The organism is Marinobacter sp. V34, from assembly GCF_055524115.1.
This window is the reverse complement of the sequence record NZ_JBUPZY010000001.1, coordinates 30,510-54,942: the sequence shown is the minus strand read 5'-3', so window position 1 is coordinate 54,942 and position 24,433 is coordinate 30,510. Positions and strand designations below refer to the sequence as shown.

The window sequence follows — 24,433 nt, the reverse complement described above, 5'->3', positions numbered from 1 at the left end:
TGGAATAGGCCTCAAACAGGGTCACCGTCGAGTGGCAGTTTGTGGCACACTCTGCACTCGCTTTCACTGTGTAGGGTAATTCTTGCGATGTCCTGGCTTCGATCTTTCTATGACCGGCTGATTTTCCCCCGTCCTATTCTGGTTCTTCTGCTGTTTGGCGCCCTGCTGTTGATCGCCAGCCTGCGGTTGGACCAGTTCCGGCTGGATGCCTCCGCCGAGTCCCTGGTTCTTGAGGATGATCGCTCCCTGGAGCAATACCGGGAAGTGAACCGCCGCTTCACCACCTCCGACGATTTTCTCGTTGTCACCTACACGCCCGGCCAGGAATTGTTCAGCGACGAGGGGCTGACGTTACTGGGGTCCCTGCGGGATGAGCTGGCAGCTCTGGAAAATGTCAGCTCCACCAACAGCATCCTCAACGTCCCCCTGCTCCACAGCCCGGAGCTGACCCTGGACACCGTTGACTCCGAGATCAAGACCATTGACGAGGATGACGTCGCGCCGGACACCGCCCGGAAAGCGCTACTTAACAATCCGCTCTACCCGAACCTGCTGATTAGCGAAGACGCGCGCACAACCGCGATACAGGTAAATCTGCCCACTCCCGAGCGCTATTTCGAACTGCTCCGGGAGCGCAACGAGCTGCGGGACAAAGTGCAGGGCGGCCAAGCCTCGGCAGAAGAACAGCAAAAACTGGAAACCGTCAGCCAGGCATTCATCGAATTTACCGAGGCCCAGGGCGAGGAAAGGGACCGCACCATCAAACAGGTCAGGGGCATCCTCGACAGCTACCGTGACCGCGCCGAGATTTACCTGGGCGGCGTTCCCATGATCGTTGCCGACATGATCCGTTTCATCCAGAACGACCTGTCCACCTTCGGTGTCGGCGTGCTGATTTTCCTGTTGCTGACACTCGCGATCATTTTCCGCCAATGGCGCTGGGTGCTGGTGCCACTGCTGTGCTGCAGCTTTACGGTATGGCTGGTAATCGGTTACCTGAGCTGGGCGCAATGGCCAGTCACGGTGATCTCATCCAATTTCGTGTCGCTACTGCTGATCATGACCCTGTCACTGACCATCCACCTGATCGTTCGCTATCGGGAATTCCAGCACGACGATCCAGAAGCCGAATCACGGGACACCCTGCGGCGCACCCTGCTGGCCATGATCAAACCCTGTTTTTATATGGCCATCACCACCATTGTAGCCTTCGGCTCGCTCACCTTCAGTGGCATACGCCCGGTGATCGATTTTGGCTGGATGATGACCATCGGCCTGACCGTAGCCTTCCTCATCACCTTTATCATCTTCCCTGCCCTGCTCGCGCTGCTGCCCCCGCCGCTGGACGACCGGGTGCGCTCGGACCGGGTTCCCTTTACTGATTGGTTCGCGCGGTTTACCGAGCACTTTGGCAAAACCGTACTAGTCGGCTCCGCCATCCTCGCGGTGCTCTGCGTCATCGGCCTGAACCGCCTGACGGTAGAAAACAGCTTCATTGACTACTTCAAATCCAGTACCGAAATTCACCAGGGCATGATCACCATCGATAACCGCCTGGGCGGCACTACCCCACTGGATGTGGTGATCACCGACGAAAAGCCCCCGGAAAGCGCTGCCGGAGGCGACCCGTTTGCCAGCGACTGCGACCCGTTTGTGGAGGACTGTGAGGGTGCCGAGGAATACCGCGATACTTGGTTCACCTATCAGAAGATGGACCGCCTGGGTAAGGTTCACGGCTACCTGGACAGCTTGCCCGAAATCGGAAAGGTCATGTCCATCGACACCACGCTGGACATTCTTGCCCTGGTCAATGGCGGCGAGCCGCTGGATGCCCTGAAGCTGGCGTTCGTACCTTCGGCGGTGCCTGACGACTTGAAGGATATCCTGCTGACCCCTTACATCAGTGAGGAACACGACCAGGCCCGCTTCAGCATCCGCATCCTGGAAACCTCGCCGGACCTGCGTCGGCAGGCATTGCTGGACCGCATTCGCACTCATCTGACGGAAGAAATGGGCTTTGAGGACGATCAGGTGAAGCTCACGGGTATGACGGTGATGTACAACAACATGCTGCAAAGCCTTTTCGATTCCCAGATCAAGACCATCGGCATTGTGTTCCTGGCCATCATGGCGATGTTCCTGATCCTGTTCCGGTCAATAAAGCTGGCGCTTATCGGCATGGCTCCCAACCTGATCGCAGCGGGTTCGGTGTTGGGCCTGATGGGCTGGCTGGGCATTCCGCTGGATATGATGACGATTACAGTGGCGGCGATTACGGTGGGCATCGCGGTGGACGACACCATTCACTACATACACCGCTTCAAGACAGAATTCGAGAAAGACGGCGACTACCTCGCCACCATGCACCGCTGCCACCGCAGCATCGGACAGGCGATGTTCTTTACCTCGCTGACGATTATTACCGGCTTTTCGATCCTGGTTCTATCGAATTTTATTCCGACGATCTACTTCGGGTTGTTTACGGGCTTTGCCATGTTTATGGCTCTGGTGGGGGCGCTTACGTTGTTGCCTCGGCTTATCGTATTGTTCAAGCCATTTGGAGCTCAGAGATAACACCACCACCTACACTCGAACCGGCAGAATACAGGCACAAAAAAACCGCCCAAGCCAGAGGCAAAGGCGGTTTTTTTCGGGCTCCGGGCGTTAACCCGGAAAACAGATGATTACTGCATACCCTGCTGCATCTGACGCTGCTGTTGCATCTGCTGCTGCATTTGCTGCATGCGCTTGTTCAACTCGTCACGCTGCTCCTGAGTGAACACAGCGTCCACCTTGGCCTGCATCAGAGTAGACATTGCTGTCATCTCGCCAGTCACATCACCCAGCTTCTCGGCGTTGTCACGAATCGCGTCTTCGTCGTAATCCGGCTTGATCTGAGCCTGGATCTTTTGCTGCAGTTGCTGGGCTTCGCCCTGAAGCTCCTGAATATCAGCCTGCATCTCTTCAATGATGCCGCGAATTTCTTCCTGCTGGTCTTCACTCAGGCCAACCATCTGAGCCAGCTGATCAACCTGGTCCGGCTGCCCGCCAGATTGCTGCGCCATCGCCGGAGAAGACAACCCGATAGCAATCAGGGCAATTCCGAACAGTTTCACGAGCTTCATAGAAATCTCCACTAATCGATTATTTAAGTCGCTTTGGGTTTTCGAGCCCTACACCCTAAATCAAAACAACCGGGCATTTCACCCCGAACCCCCTTCTTTTTGTACATACTTCACACCTTCACATGCCTCAGCTCCCACCATGGGCGGGTTGAGAGAAATGTGAAAATTTAGTCATTCCCGTCCATAATGGCGCCGTTCAGCCATTTCAGGAGTATCAACCATGGCCATTAACTGGTTTCCAGGGCACATGCACAAGGCCCGCAAGGAAATCAAACAGGTAATGCCCCAGATGGATCTCATTATCGAGGTCGTGGATGCGCGCCTGCCGTTCAGCAGCGAAAACCCGCTGGTCCCTGCCCTGCGGGGCGATACGCCCGTCATCAAAGTGCTAAACAAGCGGGACCTGGCTGACCCGGCCATTACCGAGCAATGGCTTGGCTGGCTGGAAAAGGAGCGTGGCGTGCGGGCCATCACCATGACCCACAACCAGCGTGCGGAAGCACTCGATATACTGCGACTGGCCGCCGAGATGACGCCGGAGCATGATCGCCAGAAGCGCGCATTGCGGGTGATGATTCTGGGCATTCCCAATGTTGGCAAGTCGACGCTGATCAACACCATGGCGGGCCGGCCGGCGGCCAAGACTGGCAACGAACCTGCCGTAACCCGCGCACAGCAGGCCATCAAGTTGCCCGACAATGTCTTACTCTACGACACCCCGGGGTTTCTCTGGCCCAAGCTGACTCCCGAGGCCTGTGGTTACCGGCTGGCTATCAGCGGCGCAATTCGCAGCGCGGTTATCGAATTTGAAGACGTGGCGTTGTTCGAAGCGGATTACCTGCTGGAGGCCTATCCCGAACTGGCCATGGCACGCTATGGTTTCGACGAGCGGCCTCGGGACGGCCTGGCCCTGATGGACGGGATTGCGGAAAAACGGCGATTCCTGGGGAGAGGCGGCGTTCCGGACCTGCACAAGGTATCGGAAATACTGCTCAACGAATTCCGCTCCGGGAAGCTCGGGCGGATTTCGCTGGAGACACCCGCCATGGTGGAGCACGAAGCCCGGGAAGAAGCTGACCGTCAACGCGATAAAGCGGATAAAGTCTGATCATCAAGACCACAACGGCATACGTTGAACCAGCCGGCCGCCACATAGGCGGACGGCATTGCGTCGAACATATCACGTGCCGTGCGAACCAGATGAGGCTGGTCATAGAACCCGGCCTCAGTCGCCAACCGGGAGACGGATATACCCGGTTCCCAGAACGCCAATGCCCGGTTAATCTTCAGGTGCAAGAGAAAGCGGCGTAACGGCACACCCGTTTCCTGACGAAACAGATGAGTCAGCCGTGACGAGGACAGCCCGACACTTTGAGCCAGAGAGTTCAATTCCAGGCGTTCCGGCAGCTCTGCCCGCAGCTTCCTGCAAATGGCCGCTATACGGTCGTCCAGCGCAACGGGCGCGTGCCCGCTCTGAGAGATCACTCTTGCCAGCGCGCCGGCCATGGCCTCGCAGTCAGTCTCCCCGGGATCAGGCAGACCCACACCGGTCAACGAAAGATCCGTGGAGGCCATGCCTGCCGTAACGGATCTCAGGGACCGCCAGTAAACGCTGTCGGGGTCGAGCTGGACGCTCCAGATTCTGGCCTCCCCAGGCTCCAGTGCCTGGGGAACATCAGGGGCTACGATGGCGGCGCGGGTTTCCCGCCATTCACCGTCCACAGCCAGCCGGAAGGGACTGTCGAGCCCGACCAGCAAGGAAGCGCTTATGTGGCGGTGGGAGCGGTTGGGCATCAACTGTCCGAGTACCTGCCAGTGATCCTGCCACAAGAACAAGGTGCCCTTGTGGCCCTGACCGCTCGTTGGCGTTTTGAAGGGCGGTGCCTGCATGGTGTCACTCAACTCTGCATTTCCCTGCAAGCATACCTCAAGCAGCCCCTCTCAGTGACCCTGAGGCTGATGCCCACCATTATGGCCGCTCTGGACATGGGGAACCGGTATACCGAGCTTCGCTGCAAACTCGATACTGACGAAGATCGGCCCGATCAGCAGGAACACAAGGTCTTCCACGAACGACGGCTTCTTGCCTTCAATTTTATGGCCGACCACCTGGACCGCCCAGGCAACGATCCAGACCATAAGACTGGTCCAGAACAGAGACAGACCACTGGCCAGCACACTCTGTATGGCCCACAAAGACATCACAAACCAGCCCGCCATCAATACGAACACCCAAAGCGACAAGCGCAGATAGACGATACCCGACAAGCCCGCGAGAATCGTGGCGCCGTTGACCCAATAGGCCCAAGAGCCAGAAAGGCCAAGCCAACTGCCTACCGGTATCAGCCAGAACAGTCCCAGCGTTGATATCAGAATAGCCGGAACGCAGGCAATATGGACCCACTGGTTGACGGTGTTCTGGTGGCTATCGCCGTAGTCATGCAGGAATTGAGACAGTGAACGCACGGTGAATCTCCCTCGGGTTATTGTTGATAAGCGCCATCTTACCAACGTCCATGATCGCCGCCTTGTACGTAACGGCTATGGCCGATCACTTCGCCTCTTCTGGCACCTTACCAAGGTCAAATATCGCCGCGGCGCCAAAGCGCCTAGACTGATGGTTATAGTCAAAGACAGAAGGGATCGGCCCGGTTCGCGGTGCAGGCCCTGCTAAGGAGGAAAGTATGAGACGGGTTGTAGTTACCGGAATGGGCATTGTTTCCTGCCTCGGCAACTCCACGGATGCGGTGCTGGAAAGCCTCAAGGCCGGCAAATCGGGCATCCGGTTCAATGAAACCTATCGTGACATGGGCTTCCGTAGCCATGTGGCGGGTTCCGTTGATGTGGACACTTCAATCATTGACCGTAAGACCCGACGCTTCATGGGTCAGTCGGCGATGTACAGCTACCTCGCTATGGAGCAGGCCATTGCGTCCTCAAGGCTGACAGACGATCTGGTCTCCAACGACCGGACCGGTCTGATTGCCGGCTCCGGCGGCGCATCCAGCGCCAGCCAGGTGGAGGCCGTCGACATCATGCGTGAAAAAGGCGTCAAACGTATCGGGCCCTACATGGTGCCACGGATCATGACCAGCACCGTGTCGGCCTGTCTGGCCACTGCGTTTAAAATTCGTGGTGTAAACTACTCCATGTCGTCCGCCTGCGCCACCAGCGCCCACTGCATTGGTCACGCCGCGGAGCAGATCCAGTCCGGCAAGCAGGACATTGTATTCGCCGGCGGTGGCGAGGAAGAGGACTGGAGCCTGACGATGCTGTTCGACGCCATGGGCGCTCTCTCCACCAAGTACAACGACGCCCCGGAAACCGCTTCCAGGCCGTTCGATGCTGGCCGTGACGGATTCGTCATCGCTGGCGGTGGCGGAATGGTGGTGATGGAAGAGCTGGAGCATGCCCTTAAGCGCGGTGCCCCCATCATTGCAGAGCTGACCGGTTATGGCGCCACGTCCGACGGACATGACATGGTGGCCCCCTCTGGCGAGGGCGCCATGCGTTGCATGCAACAGGCGCTGTCCACGGTTGAGGCACCGGTGGATTACATCAATGCACATGGCACCAGCACGCCTGTAGGCGATGTGGCGGAAATGAAGGCAGTGCGGAATGTCTTCGGTGACAAAGTACCGCAGATTTCCTCCACAAAGTCCCTGTCCGGCCACTCTTTGGGGGCATCCGGGGTTCATGAAGCCATCTATTCACTGATCATGCTTCAGAATGGATTTATTGCCGGCACTAAAAACCTGACAAATCTGGATGACACCATTGCCGGAATGCCGGTCGTGGGGCCTGATTCCAAAGTGGCGCCACTTAAGACAGTGATGTCCAACAGCTTCGGGTTCGGCGGCACCAATGCCTCGCTGGTATTCGGAAAAGTCTGACTCCCTGACAATACTAGCTTGTGGGTTCGTCAGTGAGTTCCTTGCCGCCGTTCAGCGACAGCAGCTCCAGTTCTTCGGCTAACCCCGAACGCCACGGGAGCTGCTTGACGCCAAAGGTGTTACGGATTTTGGTGCAGATCATGGTGGCGTTCGCGGGCTCCAGGGTTGCCCATGCGGGCGTTTCATCCACCACCCGGATACCATCGGGGATGCCCCTCAATCCCGTGATTGCAAGCCCCAGTTCATAGAGTGAGATGTCTTCCGCGCCGGCATACTGATAAGTGCCCCACACCTCCGCGCCACAGTCTATCTGCTGGACAATCGCGGTAATCACCCGGGCAAGATCACTGACCGTCACGGGTTGGCCACGGCATTTGCCGGGTAACTTGATGGTGTCGGACCCTGCGGCAACGGACTGCACCTTGCGGACAAAGCGTCCCAGGCTCCAGCCCGTCCTCAGAATGATATGTCGAGGTAACAGCGTTCTCAGTGCCTGTTCGCATTCCCATTGCCAGTTACCCAACTCGTTACAGGGCTGACCGGGATTGGAGGCAATGTAGGCACTCTGCTTTCGGCCGTCGAACACATAGGAAGAGGACAATTGCAGCAACGCGATATTGCGCTCACAGGCGTGCTCAGCCAGCGCCACGGGCAACGAAAACGACGCCTTGTGAGCCGATTCAGGGTTCTTTTCCGCACTTTCAGGGTCTGCTAGCCAAAGCGCATTCACGATCAAGTCGGTGTCGTCGGGAATCCAGCCTTCCAGCGCCGAAAGGTCCGCCGTTTCAAGCTCGCTGATCAGCAGCGGGCTGACATGAAGCGAGGTGCTCCTCAGACGCTCCAGCAATACCCGCCCCAAAGGGCCATAATCATGAACAACAAGAACGTGCACGTGCGCTCACCGCCTCCGATTTCTTTGTTCGCAACGGGTAACAGTACCGTTGCCGACTAGCCTGTATGCTGTTGTACGCCTTCACCACACTGTAATCGTTCCCACAGCTTGTTGGAACGCGTACCCGGGATATAACTGATATGACGGGCACCCTAGACCGTTCGAGCCAATGGCACGCGAAGTACACCCCATAGAATACGTGTCTGAGTACTGAGCAGACCTGACGAGCATACAACAACAGGATCCTACATGCTGAAACAACAAAGCCATATCGTTGCCCCCATTTCGGACGAACTTCGCACTCGCGCCCTTCAGACCGTTAACGAACTCCGTGAGCGCGGTAAGGCCGACAAACTCGCCATCGACAAGCTGTTTGAATTGATCGTCGAGATGACCGACAGCGGCCTGGATTTCTTCTTCCTGGAGCCCCTACGCCGACTGAACGCCAGCAGCATGCTCATGGGTATGGCCAAAATGGGCATCGGTAGCATGCTCAAAGGCAGCAAGATGGTCGTTCACAAAGTCTTGAAGAAACTGGACGACCGCAGCCTGGCCGCGATTCTCGACTTCATTGAGGAAATCATCCACGAGCCGGAGCCCGCCTCCTGACCACCTACCCTACTTCAGAGTTGCCCGAATTCTCATACAGCCTGGGTACCCGGGCTGTAATCCCCGTTAGCAGTTCGTAGCCGATGGTACCAGCGTTTAGCGCTACTTCATCCACGCTGATATGCCGCCCCCAGAGCTCCACTGCGTCACCCGGGCATGCTTCCGGGGCGCCTGTCAGGTCCACCGCCAGCATGTCCATGGACACCCTGCCGATCAGGCGTATGCGCCTCCCGGCAACCCAGGCAGGAGTCCCCGTACCGGCGTGGCGAGGGTAGCCATCACCATAGCCAATGGCCACAATTCCCATACGTGTTTCCTGGGTCGCGGTCCAGGTGTGGCCATAGCCCACGGACTCTCCCGGTTTTAAAGTTCGTACAGCGGTCAATGGGGCTTCCAGTGTCATCACCGCTTCCAGGCCCAGCTCTGGGCCGGTCTTGCCCATGGTTGGAGAGGCGCCATAAAGCATGATGCCTGGGCGGGTCCAGTCAAACGATGGCTGGGCGGGGAGAAAATGGGCGGCGGAATTCGACGCGCTTTTCTCAAGTGCAGGCCAGTTCACCACTGCCTCACTGAATAACCGGGTCTGCCGGTCAGTGTCATCACTGGAAATATCGTCAGCACAGGCGAAGTGCGTTACGAACCCCGTCACCTTCTCTCCCGCTCCAAAGGTACCCAGGCGTGCCATAACATCGGCCAGCACGTCAGGCGCGAAGCCAAGCCGATTCATGCCGGTATTCACTTTCACCCAGAGCGTCGGCATCTCAGCAGCCTGCTCCAGCCAGTCCAGCTGATAACTGCTGTGGACCACCACTTCAAAACCTTCGCGAACACAAATCGCTACGTCCTCGGCACTGTGCATGCCCTGCAACAACACTACAGGATGGTCAACATCAGCCTCACGGATCGCCAAGGCTTCTTCCAGACAGGCAACGGCAAATTTAGGTGCGTCGCTCGCCAAGGCCCGTGCGACTTCACGAATGCCATGGCCATAGCCATCGGCCTTGATAACGGCCATTGCGCGGGCCGGGCTGGCCAGCCTGCAGGCCAGACGGTAATTGTGGCAGAGTGCAGAGGTATCAATACGGGCAACGGTCTTCCGTGGCATCAATAATCTCCGCCGTAATCGCCGTGGGCCAGATCCTCGAACTTGGTGTACTTGCCGATGAAGGCCAGTCGCACGGTGCCAATGGGGCCGTTTCGTTGCTTACCGATGATGATTTCGGCGATGCCCTTATCGGAGGTGTCTTCGTTGTAGACCTCGTCCCGATAAACAAACATGATCACGTCCGCGTCCTGCTCGATGGCGCCGGATTCCCGCAGGTCTGAGTTCACCGGGCGTTTGTTTGGCCGCTGTTCCAGGCTCCGGTTCAGCTGCGAAAGCGCCACGACCGGGCAGCTGAGCTCCTTGGCAATCCCTTTCAGGGAGCGGGAGATTTCGGAAATCTCGGCGGTCCTGCCCTCGGTGTTGCCGGGTACCCGCATCAACTGGAGGTAATCCACCATGATCAGGCCAAGCTTTCCGTCGTTCTCCCTGGCAATACGGCGGGCACGGGAACGCATTTCCGTCGGGCTCAGGCCAGGCGTGTCGTCAATATAGAGCGGCTTGTCTTTCAGCAGGCTCACCGCTGATGTCAGCCTCGGCCAGTCGTCCTCTTCCAGCTTGCCGCTACGAATCCGACTCTGGTCAATTCGCCCCAGGGAGGACAGCATACGCATGACCAACGCGTCCGCCGGCATTTCCATACTGAATACCAAAATCGGTGCGCCGGTACTGATGAGGGCGTTCTCAACGATGTTCATCGCAAAGGTGGTCTTACCCATGGACGGTCGCCCCGCCACAATCAACAGGTCCGAGGGCTGCATCCCCGACGTCCACTCGTCCAGGTCCTTAAAGCCCGTTGTCAGACCCGTTGTGGTCTCGCCGGACTCGAACAGCTCCTCAATACGACTGAGGGCCTTGGTAAGAATCGGGTTGATGGCCTGCGGGCCGGAGCCTTCCTTGACCCGTGATTCGGCAATCTGGAAGACGTTACGCTCGGCCTCGTCCAGTATCTCGTTGCTGTTCCGACCCTGGGGATTGAAAGCGGAATCAGAGATCTCGCCGGACACCTGAACCAGTTGCCGCAGAATCGATCGCTCCCGCACGATCTCGGCATAGGCGCGGATATTGGCAGCGCCGGGGGTTTTCTCGGCCAACTCTGCGAGATAGGAAAGCCCACCCGCATCTTCAATATCACCGGCACGCTCCAGGAATTCGGTCAAGGTCACCACATCCAGCGGTTCGCTTTCACCCGCCAGTCGCTCGGCGGCACCAAAAATGAGTCGGTGATCCTGACGGTAAAAGTCGCCTGCGGAAATGATCTCCGAGATCTCATCAAATCGGCGGTTGTCCAGCATCAGGCCACCAAGCACCGCTTGTTCGGCCTCCACGGAATGAGGTGGAACCTTGATTCGGCTGGTCTCAGGGTCGCTGTTTACCGGTTTGAAATTCGGGTTGGCCATGGAAACGTCTTCGTCTGGGCATCACATCCGTGACAGTTTACGGGGATTGTCGATGCGATGGGAGAGCTACGGAAAACACAAATCATACACCAGAAAGCAACAGGCCCGGAATCCACCTGAATGGATTCCGGGCCTGTATGGCTGCCGCCGGGGTAGAAACCCGGCGCTCAGACTATACCGTCAAATTACTCAGCCACAACGGCCAGGTTAATGTGAACGGTCACGTCGGAGTGCAGCTGAAGCTCGATCTCATACTCGCCAACCACGCGGAGCGGGCCTTCCGGCAGACGAACTTCACTTTTTTCTACTTCGGTACCGGCAGCGGTAATCGCATCTGCGATATCACGCACACCGATGGAGCCGAACAGCTTGCCTTCTTCACCAGCCTTGGAGGTGATGGTGACCGAAGCGCCTTCCAGAGCCTCGCCACGCGCCTGGGCCGCAGACAGCTTTTCAGCCGCCGCTTTCTCCAGCTCTGCACGGCGTTCTTCGAAAGCCTTCAGGTTGTCGGCAGTAGCCGCAACGGCCTTGCCGTATGGCAGCAGAAAATTACGACCGTAACCGGCCTTTACCTTGACCTTGTCACCCAGTGAACCAAGGTTTGCTACTTTTTCGAGCAGAATAACATCCATCTCGTTAACCTCTTCGTGCTTTATTCAGCCGGGCCGGAGGGCTTCATTCGCCTCCGGATATCCAGCCAGCTATCCACAAAAGCCAGAACTACCAACAGAATCATCAGGCTTGGACCAAGCAGTACCAGTGCCAGGTAGAACATCACCAACCACTGACCGCTCAGATTCTTACGACCTACAACGCCATGAACCAGCGCCAGGCCCGCCACGAACAGTGGCAATCCTCCGACCCAACCCAGCAGCATGGAATTCAGCCCGAGAACGGGCCCCGCCACGATGGTAATCACACAAATAACCGCGATTGCCGGTGACAGCCGGAGCGAGTGAAACTCGACCCGGAATCCGCCGGGGTTGTACAACCCAGCCTGCCAGGATCTCGCCAGCATGGTCATGCACACCCCTAATACCAGGTAGGTGCCGGCCATGCTCGCATTCATGGTTTGCCGAATGACTGTTTCCAGCTCACTGCCAAGACTACTGGCGATTTCGGCGTTGTACTCTTCGTAAAATCGTACCCCGGCCTGCACCAGATCGTTCAACAGATCGGGATACACCAAGGGCAACATCAAGCCTGTCACAATCCCCAGGAAACTGCCTGCAAGCAGTGCTTTCTCCCAGGACAGGGTTATTCTCAGGATGGACGCCATCAACATTGCCTGAAGCAACACGACCAGTGCCGTCGGGTCCTGCCCGAACCAGCTCCAGCCGAGTGCCGGAAGCAACGCCCAGAGGCCAATACTAAGCCCCTGGCTGATACCCAGCCTGAGAATGACCAGGCCAATAACCGCCGCACCTATCCAGAACAACAAGGGTATCGCAGTCGCAACTGCTGCCACCCCGCCTGCCTGCAGAGGACCGCGCATTACAAACTGTGCCAGTGCACGCATGGTCCCGGGTCCTGTTAATTCTGTTACTTAGTTATCGTGGCTGTCCGAATACGGCAGCAGTGCCAGGTAGCGGGCACGCTTGATAGCGGTAGCCAGCTGACGCTGATAGCGTGCCTTGGTGCCGGTGATACGGCTGGGCACGATTTTGCCGGTTTCAGTGATGTAACCTTTCAGGGTGTCCAGATCCTTGTAATCGATCTCTTTAACACCTTCTGCCGTGAAGCGGCAGAATTTACGACGTCTGAAAAAACGAGCCATAACTTAACTCCTCAACTCCGGTGATGGTTTTACTCTTCTTCGTCCTGGGTTTCAGCCTGCTGACGTGGCTCGTCAGATTCGGCTGAACGACGCGGACGATCATCGCCGCCACGACGGTCTTCACGGGACTCGGAAGCTTTCATCGGGGACAGTTCGATGTCGGCACCATCACGGCGCAGGATCATGTCGCGGATGATGGCATCGTTGAAACGGAAGTTGTGAGTCAGCTCGTCCATCGCTGCCTGTGAACATTCAATGTTCATCAGTACGTAGTGAGCCTTGTGGATCTTGTTGATCGGGTAAGCCAGGTGGCGACGGCCCCAATCTTCCAGGCGATGTACCTTGCCGCCATCTTCATTGATGACGCCGGTATAGCGCTCGATCATCGCGGGCACTTGCTCGCTCTGATCCGGGTGTACCATAAATACGATTTCGTAGTGACGCATGAGTTCTCCCTACGGTTTAAACAGCCCCCAGCACAGGCACCGGTTTCAAAAAACAGGGCAAATGCAAGAAGCAAGGAGGTGGCAGGCAAAGCTGCCGGCTTCTTTTTGCTTTTATCAACAAGACATTACGGATTAAAGCCTGTTCAAAAAGCCGATATTGATTACCAGGATTTCAGGCAATACAAAACAGCCCCCTGGAAAGGGGGTCACGTATTCTAGGCGTGTGGCTGACACTATGCAAGCCGTTGGCGCAAGGCTTCGTAAAGGCAGACGCCGGTAGCCACTGACACATTGAGACTGTCGACGTGGCCAAGCATGGGGATATTGATCAACAGGTCACAGTGTTCCCGGGTCAGGCGACGCATGCCTTTGCCTTCGGCACCCATTACCAGGGCAACCGGGCCGGTGAAGTCCGCCTGGTATAGGGTGCTGGCTGCTTCGCCAGCGGTGCCAATGAGCCAGACACCATCGTCCCTGATAGTGCGCATAAACCGCGCAAGATTGGTAACACGTACCAGGGGCACGGTTTCAGCCGCACCACAGGCCACCTTCCTGACGGTCGGCGATAACGAGGCGGACTTGTCCTTCGGCACAACCACGGCCTGGACACCCACGGCGTCAGCGGTTCGCAGGCAGGCACCCAGATTGTGGGGGTCGGTCACACCATCGAGAATCAGCAGAAACGGCGGCTGCTCAGACCCTGAAAGCATGGCCAGGAGATCATCCTCGCTCCATTCACGACTTTCGGAAACCGACGCCACAACGCCCTGGTGAACACCCGCAACGCGCTGATCCAACTCTTTGCGATGCACTACCTGCCAACGAACCCCAAGCTCATCAAGAGCCTCAGTTACCGTCTTGACACGGCGGTCCTCGCGGCCAGTCTGGATCCACACCTGCTGCAAACGCTCCGGCTCGCGCTTGAGAACGGCCTCAACCGCATGCCAGCCAAAAATAAACTCTTCAGTCACGACCTATTTTCCTGACTTGCGGGGCTTTCGTTTCTTGTCAGCGCCGGCGGTTTTAGCCGGCGCCTTCTTGCTCTTGCCCTTACCCAGTGCAAGCTTGGCCGCTTCCGCCACCAGCTTGTCACGGGCCGACATTTCGCCATCGTCATCGAACGTTGGCGTGACCGTGTCGGACGCCCCCGATTTGCCAGAGGGCTTTGAGCCAGTCGCTTTCCTGCGGCGGGGTTTGGCGGCCGCATCACCAGCCTTGTCCCGGTCAACCCTTGGAGCACGGCCAGCGGTGGATTTACCACCCTTACCTCGCCCCTTACCTTTGCCCTTGCCCTTATCCCGCGGCTCTCGCTTGGTGACCTCCAGTGCATCCCGGTCAGCCTGGCGATGCTGTGGCTCGCTCACCAGCTCCAGGTCCACCTTGCGGTCTTCCATGCCTACACGCATCACCTTCACGCGGACCTCATCGCCCAACCGGAAGCTCATAGCGGTACGCTCGCCGATCAGACGATGCTTGGCAGCATCGTGATGGAAGTAATCACCACTAAGGGTGGACACGTGCACCAGGCCCTCAATGTAGACCCCAGAAAGCTCCACAAAGAACCCGAAAGGCACAACGGCTGCAATCACGCCGTCGTACTCCTCACCCACGTGGTCCTTGAGGTATTCGCATTTGAGCCACGCCATGACGTCCCGAGTCGCATCGTCAGCGCGGCGTTCCGTCATCGAGCAGTGCTCGCCCAGCTGATGCATGCGGGGTGTATCATAAGGGTAATCCGCAAGCTCCGGGTCACGCTTCGGGGGCACCACCACGTCCTTGCTACCCTCTTCGCCATGAACCACCGACTTGATCCCGCGATGCACGATCAGGTCCGGATAGCGACGAATCGGCGAGGTGAAGTGGGCGTAGCTGGCAAAGCCAAGACCAAAATGCCCACCCTCGTCCGGGCTGTAAACCGCCTGACTGAGGGAGCGCAGCATCACCGTCTGGATTACGTTGGCATCAGAGCGGTCTGCAATACTGGACAACAATGCCTGATAATCTGCGGAGCTTGGCTTGTCGCCGCCGCCCAACTGCAAACCCAACTCACCCAGGAACAGGCGTACTGCGTTAAGCCGTTCTTCCGACGGGCCGTCGTGCACACGGTACAAGGACGGCACTTTGTGTTTCTTCAGGAAGCGCGCCGTCGCCACGTTGGCGGCCAGCATGCACTCCTCGACAATTTTGTGGGCATCGTTGCGCTGGACCGGAACGATTTCCTCAATCTTGCGATTGGCATCGAACACCACCTTGGTTTCCGTGGTTTCGAAATCGATGGCGCCCCGCTCGGTTCTGGCCTTACGCAGCAACTTGTAGAGATTGTAAAGGTTGTGCAGGTGCGGCAATACGTGGGCGTACTGCTCTGACAACGTGTAGCCCCGCTCGGAATCCGGGCGCTCCAGCATGTCGCTGACCTTGTTGTAGGTCAGCCGCGCGTGGCTGTGCATCACGGCCTGGTAGAAGCTATAACCGCTGACGCTGCCATTGGCGCTGATGGTCATATCCGCCACCATGCACAACCGATCCACACCCGGATTCAGGGAACACAGCCCGTTGGACAGCTTTTCCGGCAGCATGGGCACCACGTGGTCCGGAAAATACACGGAGTTGCCACGGTTAATCGCTTCTTCATCCAGCGGAGAGCCGGGGCGCACATAATGAGATACGTCCGCAATCGCCACCAGCAGGCGATAGCCACCGCGCGGGCGCGGCTCACAATAGATCGCGTCGTCAAAATCCCGGGCGGTTTCGTCGTCGATGGTCACCAGGCGCAGGTTGCGGATATCCACCCGATTCTGCTTGTCCTTTTCAGTGACTTCCTCGGCGATGCCAGCAATCTGCTCGCCCACTGCCGGCGGCCAGCTGTGGGGAATGTCGTAGGAACGAATGGCGACGTCAATTTCCATACCCGGCGCCATATGCTCGCCGAGCACTTCAACAACTTTGCCCGTCGGCTGGGTGCGCACCGTCGGCTGGCGCAGGATGTCGACCACCACGTACTGGCCATGACGCGCTTCATTGATATGCTCTGCGGGTATCAGCACTTCGTGATTGATGCGGGCGTTCTCCGGAACCACAAAGGAGATACCGCTTTCCTGGAACAACCGGCCAACGGTTTGATGCGTGCGATACTCCAGAACCTCCACAATCACACCTTCACGACGACCGCGATCGTCTACCCGATCCACCCGGGCGGCGACACGGTCACCGTGGAAAACCTGGCGCATCTGACGAGCTGTCAGGAACAAGTCCGAACCACCGTCATCCGGGATCAGGAAGCCAAAACCGTCCTTGTGACCCGTGATACGGCCGGTGACCAGATCCGCCTCTTCGATAGGCAGGTAGGCTCCCCGACGATTGCAGATCAGTTGTCCATCGCGGCACATGGCAATCAGCCGGCGACGCAGGGCTTCGATGCCCTCTTCGGACTGCTGCCCCAGTTCACCGCACAGGGTCTCGTGAGTGGCCGGCGCCCCCCGCTCTTTCAGATGGTCGAGAATGAACTCCCGGCTCTGAATCGGGTTGTCGTATTTGCTGGCCTCACGCTGCGCGTGTGGGTCTTTGTCCGTCTTTTTTCTGGAAACCATTCGTATCCTTAGTCTGACTTCCCTGCTGGAAATCAATCGTTATATTGCGTTTGCAAAGGAGTATAACGCTGCCAGCACCTGCCTGCCTAACCGACCGCCTAAAATAGGCATAAAAACCGGCCCCAGCGGGACAAAAAATATTTGACAGGCTTTTTCCGAATGATTAAAGTACGCGCCATTGGTTGACGGCAACCCCTTCAACTGCGGCAGAAAGTCCGGAAATTCAACGAAGTAAAACGTTTGAATGCCCACCGGAGAGACTGCAAATCACCTGCCGAGGTGGTGAAATTGGTAGACACGCTAGCTTCAGGTGCTAGTGGGGGCAACCCCGTGGAGGTTCAAGTCCTCTCCTCGGCACCACTTCCTCCCTCAGGAAGTGTTACGAATCCGACACCCTTGTAAGCACATGTCGCAATAAACCTGCGCGCGCAAATGCAAAACTCTCCGCACTCTCGCGAAGAGCCGCCCTGCGCACATAGCTCACTCCACTAATCCCGACAAATATTCCGAGAGTCGCTGATAGGTGTAGTTCACTCGAGCGTAGGCCGCAGAAGGCGCCCTTTCGAACTCTCGGCCGCAGGCCCTGCTCCCACCATGGCGATTCAGGTAAGCGATGTTGATCAGGTTGGGCTGGTCCGCCACAAATTCGCTGGAGCTGTCGAAAGGGTAGTAGAACGCCCAATCAAACCCTTCTGAATTGCTGACTCCAGGCGTGGAACTCATTTCCTCATTCAGGAAACCAAATCGCAATGGCCGGAACCGGTCATTACGAGTATCAAACTCCAGCGCCGGCGACGTGAATTCATCGGGTAACGTGATATTGCCGGTGACCGTGAAAGGTTGTTGGGCAGACACCACCTGCGCCGCATCCGCATCCTCCGGATCAATGTCTCCCTCACAGGACTGGACGCTACTGGTGAGCGCGACGATTTCCTCGTCGGCCTCATCAACGGAACGCGTGAAGCCAAAAAAGGCTTCGTTGGCAAACCGGTAGTCCGGAAGAAGCACTTCCGTCTTGCTGCCCGAAACTGCCGTCAGGGTCTGGACACGGGCATCCGCCATAGTCCATTCATAGCTGATTGCCGGTGGGCCACCGAATGCCGAGGATGACGCGAGCCCCGGGTGGCAGGTGGTGGTGGTTTCGAACGTCGCGGTGCGATCCTGCCAGTCAAACGTCAGCCGCTCATCAGGCCCTTCAATCTCATAGTAGCTGGCACTTTCCTGGGACAGTGAGACCGAAGGCATCCATTGCACATCGGTATCAGCGATCTTGCCACGGGCGTTGATCAACCGGGCCATTTCCCTCAGTGAAGGCATCATGCAGCCGTTCGCCGTCACAGCCGTTAATCGGCCATCTTCCGAGTAGTCGAAGGTCAGTTCGGCCGACACACTGAGGTTGGACATCGTGGCTGGCAACTCACTCCCCTCCCCCCTGGCCAGAACCGTCTGGCGTTCAAGGATAACCGGATCGTCCAGCTCAACCGGCACTTCTGGCAAGGACAGTTCGTCAATATTGATGTTCTCATAATTCCCCTGAGAAGCGGCGTCGTCAACAATCCGAACTACATCGAGGGCATTGCGGGCAAAGGAAACACCCAGCAGGTAAACCGCCTCTTCACTCAGGTAACGTTCCCGCCCGTCGCCATTGCGAAGAAGGTTGGCATACTCTGGAGGAAACTGGCTGGCCATAAAGCGGGCGAAGGCGCGGGCATAGGCATGGGCACGATGATCACCGGACCGGATATAGTCACTGACCAGGTTCACGTTGCCAAGGGCATCGGACAGATCGGTACTGATGACCGAAAGATCCTGCAAGCCAATCAGGCGGCGCTGCCGAACCAGGTGGCTCAGCGGAGTGACATTGCGCACGCCCGGCGGAGCACTGAGCAGGTAGGCGTCTTCCAGTACCACATCCCCGATGCGCGTCTGCTCCAGCGTCTGACCGGGCAACACCACCGCAAACAGCGGAAAATCCCTGGGATCGATATCCGGCGATATGGACGGGTCCTGCACCAGTCCCGCCGTATCCAGCGAGAAGGCACCGTTTTCCCCCGTCAAAGCGGTGGGCTCCCCCCCGGGCAGGGTTATCTCAGTACCGGCGCTGTTCTCAAAGGTCATCGGGCCCGGCGTGTACTGGCTGTCGCCGTCCATATCCAGCCACACCCGTGCATTGCGCAGGTAACCGTCAATCACCCGGCCGGTATAGGGCTCCGGTTCGATGTATTCCTCGCCGTCGAAGTCGCGACCATCAACCGGTGACTCATCAGACTCTTCACCGCATCCGGCCAGGGCGAGTGTGAACAGGGCAACTGAAAGGGGGAACAGGCGTTTCATCGCGGCAACCATTGTCCTTGTTAGAGGTTGTGCCGCTACTGTAGGGGATGTTGTCGGGGGGAACCTTGATAGGTTTGGCAATTTGTAAACTTAGGTAACAAAAACGCGCCGACGGAGCAGCCCCGGCGACGCGCAAGTCCGACGATATCGGGCGTCAGAACGACCGTGCCACGATCTCTTTCATGATCTCGTTGGTGCCGGCGTAGATACGCTGAACCCGCGAATCCGCCCATGCGCGGGCAATGGGGTATTCCCACATGTAACCATAACCACCATGGAGCTGGACACACTCGTCCATCACTTTGCACTGCAGGTCGGTGGTGTGCTGCTTCAGCATGGCTGCGGTGGGGATATCCAGCTTCTTTTCCAGGTGCAGCTCCAGGCAGCGATCACAAAACACCCGGGCAGCCGTGATTTCCGCTTTCATTTCCGCCATCTTGAAGCGGGTATTCTGGAACGCAATCACCGGCTTGCCGAAGGCTTTACGCTCTTTCACATAGTCCAGGGTCCATTGCCAGGCGGCTTCCGCAGCGGCAACGGCGGTCAGCCCCACCTGCAGGCGCTCTGCAGGCAATTCCGCCATAAGCTGGAAAAAGCCCTGGCCTTCCATCGAGCCCAAAAGCTTATCCGCCGGCACCTTTACGTCCTGGAAAAACAACTCGGAGGTGTCCTGGGCCTTCATCCCTACTTTATTCAGGTTTTGCCCCTTCTCGAACCCTTCCCAGGCACTCTCCACCAACAACAGGCTGGTACCCTTGGCGCCCTCTTTCGGATCGGTCTTGGCCACCACGATCACCAGATCCGCCAACTGGCCATTGGTAATGAAGGTCTTGGAGCCATTAAGCACAAAGTGATCGCCAGCGGCGTTTTTCACCGCTGTGGTTTTCACACCCTGCAGGTCAGAGCCGGCGCCCGGCTCTGTCATGGCGATGGCGCCGATCATTTCGCCGGTCGCCAGTTTCGGAAGGTAATACTGCTTCTGCTCGTCGGAGCCGTAATTGAGGATATAGGGCGCAACAATATCGGAATGCAAGGTCCAGCCGATGCCGGACAGGCCTGCCCTGGAGACCTCTTCCATGATGACGGCACTGTAGCGGAAGTCCGCGCCTACGCCGCCATACTCCTCCGGCATCGTCGGGCACAGGAAGCCAAGTTCGCCGGCCTTCTTCCAGAGCTCACGGCTGACCTGGCCGTCCTTCTCCCACTGTTCATGGTAGGGCGCCGCTTCCTGCTGCAGGAACTTGCGGACGGAATCCCGGAAGCCGTCAAGGTCGGCATCAAAGACTGTGCGTGGAATCATGGTGTACCTCGGTGAATGACTGTGTTGTGGTTGTCGTTCACCAAGTCTCGGGGGCGCGGCGTTTTCGCTCAATGATGAAAAGCATCAATCGGGCTGGCCAAAACCATCGCCCAGTGGTTCAGTCGGGCTGTTTCGCCTTCGCCCTCTCCTCACCCCAGCGCGGCATCAGGTCCTGGGGCAGGCCCAGATGATCCAGCAGGCGAGCAACGATGAAGTCCACCAGGTCACTCACGGATTCTGGCTGGTGATAGAACCCCGGACTGGCCGGCATGATAACCGCGCCCATGCGGGTCAGGCGCAGCATGTTTTCCAGGTGCACTTCCGAAAAGGGCGCTTCCCGGGGCACCAGGATCAGTTGCCGCCGCTCCTTAAGGGCCACGTCGCCAGCGCGCTCGATCAGATTGTTACTGGCACCTGTGGCCAGGGCCGACAGGGTACCGGTACTGCAGGGGCAAATCACCAGCGGGGCTTTCTCGCCGGAGCCAGAAGCCGGCGGGGCGAACCAGTCTTCCCGGCCAAACACCAGCACCTGTCCCGGACGGGCGCCGGCATAGCTGGAAAGCGCTTCCTGCATGGCAGAGGTGTTGCCCGGTAGTTTGAGATCGGTTTCCGTGGCAATCACAACCTGCGCCGCCTTGCTGATCATGACATGCACGCGGCAGTCCGCCGCGACCAGACACTGCAATAGTCGCAGGCCATACTGGGCACCGGAGGCGCCGGTAAAGGCAAGATTGATCACCCGCCGGGGTTCTGAAGCTGCAGTCATACTGAAGTTTCCTGATTGGATAGCGGAGGCAGAATGCCCCGTCAGCCGGATTTACGTTCCAGTTCGGCAATCAGCTTCTGGTGAATACCGCCAAAACCGCCGTTACTCATGATGACAATATGGCAGGGACCGGACACCTGATCCAGAACCAGGTCGATCAACTCCCCAACGCTGGCCCCGACGCGATGACGACCCGGCGCCTCCAACACGGTGTCGCTGCCTTCGACCAATGCTGGCAACCAGTCCATACGATTCAGGTTGGCCCAGAACACCCGGTCTGCCTCAGCCGCGCTGGGCAGCAGGGTTTGCTGGTGAACTCCCTGCTGCATGGTGTTGGAACGTGGCTCGATCAGCGCAAGGATGGTCTCATCGCCCACTTTTCGGCGCAGGCCTTCCAGAGTGGTAGCAATAGCAGTCGGGTGATGGGCAAAATCATCGTAGACGCGAACCCCGTCAACATCCGCCAGCAACTCCATCCTGCGTTTGACGCCCGAAAAATGGCACAGCGCTGCCACGGCGTGGTCCGGAGTAACCCCCACATGACGAGCGGCGGCAATGGCCGCCAGGGCGTTACGAACGTTATGCAGGCCGGTTTGAGACCAACTGACCGGCGCCACGGGTTGTTCGTGGTGTACCACCATGAATTGACTGCCGTCCTCCGACAGCAACTCAGCACGCCAATCCGCCATATAAGGCACCTCACTGCCCACCGAGGTGGCCTGCACGCCGCTCCAGCAGCCAAGCTCCAGCGCCCGGTCAAGATGGGTATCAAGAGCCGGTCGCACGATCAGCCCACGGGAGGGGACTGTTCTGACCAAATGATGGAACTGGCGCTCAATGGCTTCGACGTTGTCGAAAATATCCGCGTGATCAAACTCGAGGTTATTGAGGATCAGGGTATGAGGCCGATAGTGGACAAACTTGGAGCGCTTATCAAAGAAGGCGCTGTCGTACTCATCCGCCTCAATAACGAAAAAATCGCTGTTACCCAACCGCGCCGAAACCGGGAAATCGTTGGGAACCCCACCTATCAGATAACCAGGCTCGAACCCGGCCCGCTCCAGGATCCACAACAACATGGCCGTTGTCGTGGTCTTGCCGTGGGTCCCGGCCACCGCCAGCACCCAGCGATGACGCAGAACCTCTCGCGCCAGCCATTCCGGGCCCGACATATAGTCTATGTTCTGGTTAAGAACCGCCTCTACCTCCGGATTGCCCCGGGACATGGCGTTGCCAACCAGAACCAGGTCCGGTTGGGGCTTGAGGTTGTCAGGATCGTAACCTTCCATTAACCCGATCCCCTGGGCTTCCAACTGGGTACTCATGGGTGGATAAACCCCCTGATCGGAGCCGGTCACGGTGTACCCCAATTCCCTTGCCAACACGGCCAAACTGCCCATGAAGGTGCCACAGATTCCCAGGATATGGATATGCATTCGGTTATCGACCTCTTGGATGAAACCTGCAAAGCGTCCCGTATAGAATGCGGGCCGTCAAGCGTTCCTTACGACGTTTGATGTCATGAAAAAAAACGGCGATTGGCGTATCATCTGCCGCAATTGATGAAACTGCAGGAGGCACTAGCCGGAAATGGCCACCAGAAACGCATTTTATGCCCAATCAGGCGGTGTGACCGCCGTCATTAACGCCAGTGCCTGCGGGGTTATCCAGACCGTCCGCAAGCACCCCGATCAGATCGGTAAGCTTTACGCCGGGCGCAACGGAATCATCGGCGCGCTCAAAGAGGAACTGATTGATACCAGCCTCGAAAGCGATGAAGACATCCAGGCGCTGATCCACACTCCGGGCGGTGCGTTCGGGTCCTGCCGCCATAAATTGAAGAACTTTTCCGAGAATAAACGGGAATACGAACGCCTGATCGAGGTGTTCCGCGCTCACGACATCGGCTATTTCTTCTACAACGGCGGCGGCGACTCCCAGGATACGGCCTACAAAGTGTCTCAGCTTGCGGAGAAGATGGGCTACCCGATTACCTGCATCGGGGTGCCCAAAACGGTGGACAACGACCTGCCTTTCACCGACTGCTGCCCCGGTTTCGGCTCGGTGGCCAAGTACATCGCCACCTCTACCCTGGAGGCGAGCCTGGACATTCGCTCCATGTGCGACACCTCCACCAAGGTGTTCATCCTCGAAGTGATGGGGCGCCACGCTGGCTGGATTGCGGCGTCTGGTGGCCTTGCAGGAAAAGTCGAAGGCGACCCGCCTCACGTCATCCTGTTTCCGGAAATCCCCTTCGAGCGCGAACGCTTCCTTGAGCGGGTGGATTTCTGCGTCAAGGAATATGGCTACTGCGTGGTCGTCGCCTCTGAAGGTGCCCAGTATGAAGACGGCCGCTTCCTCGCCGATGCAGGCGCCAAGGATGCCTTCGGCCACACCCAGCTTGGCGGTGTCGCGCCGGCCCTGGCCAACATGGTGCGCCAGGCTTTGGGCCACAAATACCACTGGGCCGTGGCGGACTATCTGCAGCGTAGCGCCCGGCATATTGCCTCCGCCACGGACGTAGAGCAGGCCTATTCGGTAGGCAAGGTGGCCGTGGAAATGGCACTGGCAGGTAAACAGGCGCTGATGCCGACGATTGTGCGCGAACAGTCACGCCCTTATCGCTGGCACATTGGTGAGGCACCGTTGAGCGAGGTCGCCAACCAGGAAAAGAAAATGCCGATCCATTACATCACCGATGATGGCTATGGCATCACGCAGGACTGCCGCGATTACCTGGAGCCACTGATCCACGGCGAAAGCTTCCCGCCATTCGATGATGGCCTGCCGAGAGTCGCGAAGCTGAAGAATCAGCTTGTGGAGAAGAAACTGAAGGCCGACTTCCAGTTCTGAGCCACTTGCCCACAAAAAAGGCGCCACCGGGTCATCCGCTGGCGCCTTTTTTTCGTCGAACCGTTTATCTCGAGGCGGCCTCAAACCGCTGAACGTAGTGCGAGAAGTGGTCAAACCCGCCAACGTGCTCCTCGCCCACAAAGATCTGCGGCACCGTGTGCACGGGCTTGCCAACGGTTTTCTCCAGATCCGCCTTGCTGATGCCTTCTTCGATCATGTCCACGTAGCGATAGGGAATGTCCCTGATCTCGCACAATTGCCGGGCGCGCATACAAAAACCGCAGGAAGCACGGCCGTAGATGGTGACATGATCCATAAACTGACTCCTGTTGATAACAATGGACAGGCC

At 57.9% G+C, this 24,433-nt stretch carries 22 protein-coding genes and 1 tRNA gene; 6 read left to right on the top strand and 17 right to left on the bottom strand.

What is annotated here, in order from left to right; all coding sequences use genetic code 11:
- The first annotated feature begins 87 nt into the window (after window positions 1–87).
- The gene (locus tag AC0B60_RS00275) at window positions 88–2,574 is read left to right on the top strand and encodes an efflux RND transporter permease subunit (RefSeq protein ID WP_465083129.1); all 2,487 of its coding nucleotides are present in this window, start codon (window positions 88–90) and stop codon (window positions 2,572–2,574) included.
- A gap of 110 nt (window positions 2,575–2,684) precedes the next feature.
- Here AC0B60_RS00275 and AC0B60_RS00270 read toward each other — a convergent pair whose 3' ends face one another.
- The gene (locus tag AC0B60_RS00270; protein WP_465083128.1) at window positions 2,685–3,125 is read right to left on the bottom strand and encodes a Spy/CpxP family protein refolding chaperone; all 441 of its coding nucleotides are present in this window, start codon (window positions 3,123–3,125) and stop codon (window positions 2,685–2,687) included.
- Between the two features lie 220 nt (window positions 3,126–3,345).
- Between AC0B60_RS00270 and ylqF the strand changes: the two genes are divergently transcribed.
- On the top strand, window positions 3,346–4,233 hold the full coding sequence (ylqF, locus tag AC0B60_RS00265) for a ribosome biogenesis GTPase YlqF (protein ID WP_465083127.1): 888 nt from the start codon (window positions 3,346–3,348) through the stop codon (window positions 4,231–4,233).
- On the opposite strand, the gene AC0B60_RS00260 is transcribed toward ylqF, so the two are convergent.
- Both AC0B60_RS00260 and AC0B60_RS00255 read right to left on the bottom strand, forming a co-directional pair.
- A complete protein-coding gene (locus AC0B60_RS00260; protein ID WP_465083126.1) occupies window positions 4,206–5,027 on the bottom strand; it encodes a helix-turn-helix domain-containing protein in 822 nt (273 codons plus the stop codon). The genes ylqF and AC0B60_RS00260 overlap by 28 nt on opposite strands.
- A 39-nt stretch (window positions 5,028–5,066) precedes the next feature.
- A complete protein-coding gene (locus tag AC0B60_RS00255; RefSeq protein WP_465083124.1) occupies window positions 5,067–5,591 on the bottom strand; it encodes an Mpo1 family 2-hydroxy fatty acid dioxygenase in 525 nt (174 codons plus the stop codon).
- 218 nt (window positions 5,592–5,809) lie between these two features.
- On the opposite strand from AC0B60_RS00255, the gene fabB reads away from it, so the two are divergent.
- On the top strand, window positions 5,810–7,018 hold the full coding sequence (fabB, locus tag AC0B60_RS00250; protein WP_465083123.1) for a beta-ketoacyl-ACP synthase I: 1,209 nt from the start codon (window positions 5,810–5,812) through the stop codon (window positions 7,016–7,018).
- A 13-nt stretch (window positions 7,019–7,031) separates the two neighbouring features.
- On the opposite strand, the gene AC0B60_RS00245 is transcribed toward fabB, so the two are convergent.
- Window positions 7,032–7,910, bottom strand: a complete 879-nt coding sequence (locus AC0B60_RS00245; RefSeq protein ID WP_465083121.1) for a sugar nucleotide-binding protein — start codon at window positions 7,908–7,910, stop codon at window positions 7,032–7,034.
- Window positions 7,911–8,159: 249 nt separating this feature from the next.
- On the opposite strand from AC0B60_RS00245, the gene AC0B60_RS00240 reads away from it, so the two are divergent.
- The gene (locus tag AC0B60_RS00240) at window positions 8,160–8,519 is read left to right on the top strand and encodes a hypothetical protein (protein WP_465083120.1); all 360 of its coding nucleotides are present in this window, start codon (window positions 8,160–8,162) and stop codon (window positions 8,517–8,519) included.
- A 4-nt stretch (window positions 8,520–8,523) separates the two neighbouring features.
- Here AC0B60_RS00240 and alr read toward each other — a convergent pair whose 3' ends face one another.
- The 8 genes from alr to rnr form a co-directional block, all read right to left on the bottom strand.
- Window positions 8,524–9,624: an alanine racemase gene (gene alr / locus AC0B60_RS00235; protein ID WP_465083119.1), complete on the bottom strand. Its 1,101-nt coding sequence runs from the start codon at window positions 9,622–9,624 to the stop codon at window positions 8,524–8,526.
- Window positions 9,624–11,021: a replicative DNA helicase gene (gene dnaB, locus AC0B60_RS00230; RefSeq protein ID WP_465083118.1), complete on the bottom strand. Its 1,398-nt coding sequence runs from the start codon at window positions 11,019–11,021 to the stop codon at window positions 9,624–9,626. Before dnaB ends, alr begins: the two co-directional genes overlap by 1 nt.
- A 185-nt stretch (window positions 11,022–11,206) precedes the next feature.
- Entirely contained in the window at window positions 11,207–11,653 is a 447-nt protein-coding gene (rplI, locus tag AC0B60_RS00225) for a 50S ribosomal protein L9 (RefSeq protein ID WP_465083116.1), read from the bottom strand.
- Between the two features lie 20 nt (window positions 11,654–11,673).
- Window positions 11,674–12,540 carry a hypothetical protein gene (locus AC0B60_RS00220; protein ID WP_465083114.1) on the bottom strand — a complete coding sequence of 289 codons (867 nt, stop codon included), beginning with the start codon at window positions 12,538–12,540 and terminating at the stop codon, window positions 11,674–11,676.
- A 27-nt stretch (window positions 12,541–12,567) separates the two neighbouring features.
- The gene (gene rpsR, locus AC0B60_RS00215; protein ID WP_007154918.1) at window positions 12,568–12,798 is read right to left on the bottom strand and encodes a 30S ribosomal protein S18; all 231 of its coding nucleotides are present in this window, start codon (window positions 12,796–12,798) and stop codon (window positions 12,568–12,570) included.
- 29 nt (window positions 12,799–12,827) lie between these two features.
- Window positions 12,828–13,244: a 30S ribosomal protein S6 gene (gene rpsF, locus AC0B60_RS00210; protein WP_036203898.1), complete on the bottom strand. Its 417-nt coding sequence runs from the start codon at window positions 13,242–13,244 to the stop codon at window positions 12,828–12,830.
- Between the two features lie 233 nt (window positions 13,245–13,477).
- Window positions 13,478–14,215, bottom strand: a complete 738-nt coding sequence (gene rlmB, locus AC0B60_RS00205; RefSeq protein ID WP_465083113.1) for a 23S rRNA (guanosine(2251)-2'-O)-methyltransferase RlmB — start codon at window positions 14,213–14,215, stop codon at window positions 13,478–13,480.
- 3 nt (window positions 14,216–14,218) lie between these two features.
- On the bottom strand, window positions 14,219–16,831 hold the full coding sequence (rnr, locus tag AC0B60_RS00200) for a ribonuclease R (protein ID WP_465083112.1): 2,613 nt from the start codon (window positions 16,829–16,831) through the stop codon (window positions 14,219–14,221).
- Between the two features lie 273 nt (window positions 16,832–17,104).
- On the opposite strand from rnr, the gene AC0B60_RS00195 reads away from it, so the two are divergent.
- Window positions 17,105–17,191, top strand: a tRNA-Leu gene (locus tag AC0B60_RS00195).
- Between the two features lie 120 nt (window positions 17,192–17,311).
- Here the strand turns inward: AC0B60_RS00195 and AC0B60_RS00190 are convergent.
- The 4 genes from AC0B60_RS00190 to mpl all read right to left on the bottom strand — a co-directional run bounded on the left by AC0B60_RS00190 (window position 17,312) and on the right by mpl (window position 22,667).
- Window positions 17,312–19,165: a hypothetical protein gene (locus AC0B60_RS00190; protein ID WP_465083110.1), complete on the bottom strand. Its 1,854-nt coding sequence runs from the start codon at window positions 19,163–19,165 to the stop codon at window positions 17,312–17,314.
- A gap of 154 nt (window positions 19,166–19,319) precedes the next feature.
- Window positions 19,320–20,465 carry an acyl-CoA dehydrogenase family protein gene (locus AC0B60_RS00185; protein ID WP_465083109.1) on the bottom strand — a complete coding sequence of 382 codons (1,146 nt, stop codon included), beginning with the start codon at window positions 20,463–20,465 and terminating at the stop codon, window positions 19,320–19,322.
- 118 nt (window positions 20,466–20,583) lie between these two features.
- Complete coding sequence (locus tag AC0B60_RS00180; RefSeq protein ID WP_465083108.1) at window positions 20,584–21,231, bottom strand: flavin prenyltransferase UbiX; 648 nt, start codon at window positions 21,229–21,231, stop codon at window positions 20,584–20,586.
- Window positions 21,232–21,272: 41 nt separating this feature from the next.
- Entirely contained in the window at window positions 21,273–22,667 is a 1,395-nt protein-coding gene (gene mpl, locus AC0B60_RS00175) for a UDP-N-acetylmuramate:L-alanyl-gamma-D-glutamyl-meso-diaminopimelate ligase (RefSeq protein ID WP_465083106.1), read from the bottom strand.
- Between the two features lie 154 nt (window positions 22,668–22,821).
- Here mpl and AC0B60_RS00170 point away from each other — a divergent pair, with 154 nt between their 5' ends.
- A complete protein-coding gene (locus AC0B60_RS00170) occupies window positions 22,822–24,084 on the top strand; it encodes a 6-phosphofructokinase (protein ID WP_465083105.1) in 1,263 nt (420 codons plus the stop codon).
- 64 nt (window positions 24,085–24,148) lie between these two features.
- Here the strand turns inward: AC0B60_RS00170 and AC0B60_RS00165 are convergent, their stop codons facing one another.
- On the bottom strand, window positions 24,149–24,400 hold the full coding sequence (locus AC0B60_RS00165; RefSeq protein ID WP_465083104.1) for a GrxA family glutaredoxin: 252 nt from the start codon (window positions 24,398–24,400) through the stop codon (window positions 24,149–24,151).
- Between the last annotated feature and the right edge of the window lie 33 nt (window positions 24,401–24,433).